This window comes from Alcanivorax sp. HI0044, assembly GCF_001634945.1.
On the sequence record NZ_LWEZ01001751.1, the window covers coordinates 1 to 857 of the forward strand.

2 protein-coding genes are annotated in these 857 nt (G+C 60.2%); both read right to left on the reverse strand.

Annotation, left to right across the window (positions count from 1 at the left end):
* On the reverse strand, positions 1 to 98 hold a 98-nt coding region (locus A3730_RS33115), incomplete at its 3' end, for a hypothetical protein (protein ID WP_369819131.1).
* 69 nt (positions 99 to 167) lie between these two features.
* Positions 168 to 857: hypothetical protein (locus tag A3730_RS26250; protein ID WP_063539296.1), on the reverse strand; the 690-nt coding region annotated here is incomplete at its 5' end.

Consider the following 857-nt stretch of genomic DNA (forward strand, 5'->3'; position numbering starts at 1 on the left):
ACGGTGACCAGTCGGTAATCCAATTCCTTGATGATGCCGAGGCCCAGCTCGGTTTCGGATTCGCTCAGCCAGCGTTGGCCGGGGATAAAGTCAGTCATTGTTGCTGCCGGTGATTGCTTGGGGGGCGAATTATACGGGTTTGTACGCCCCCCTTCGATGGGTGAGGCCTATTGAATCTGATTTCGGAACCAGCGGCGGGTGGCCTCATCGGCGGGGAAGTAATGTTCGATGCGCAGTTCTTCCATGACCACATCCAGCGCGGTGCCAAAGCTGGCCAGGGTGGAGAAGCTGCGTAGCCGCTGGCCGGCCAGCTCAATGTCCAGGGCCATCATGGGCGCGCTGTGATCATTACCGGGTGGTTGATGCAGCAGGGCGTCCAGATCGGCCAATTCCGCCAGCCGATCAAGCAATGTGGCCAGTGCCGGGTCAGGGCGAGCTTGCTGGTCACGGTGCAGGCGGCGCAGCAGGAAGGCGGCCACCTCATCCCAGTTGCGCAGAAACGGCCGATAACCCTGGGGATGGAACACCAGTTCGACCACATTGGCGGTCTGTGGAAAAAGCCCGCGCTCCTCAATCATCAGGCCCATCAGCCGCTGCTGAGCCTCGTTGGCCATTAATACATTCCAGTGGGCATCGAGGACGACGGCAGGCAGCGGGTTGTGGTTTGTGAGCATGACGCTCAGCGCTTCGCGCACCGGTGCCATGCTGTTACTGCTCAGGTCCGTTTCGGTGAAGGCAGGTGCGTAACCCGCCGCCAGCAGTAGTCGATTCGTGTCCCGGCAGCTTAACTCCATTTCCAGTGCCAGACGTTTGAGCATGGCAGGGCTTGGCTGGCTGCGTCCGGTTTCGATAAAGCT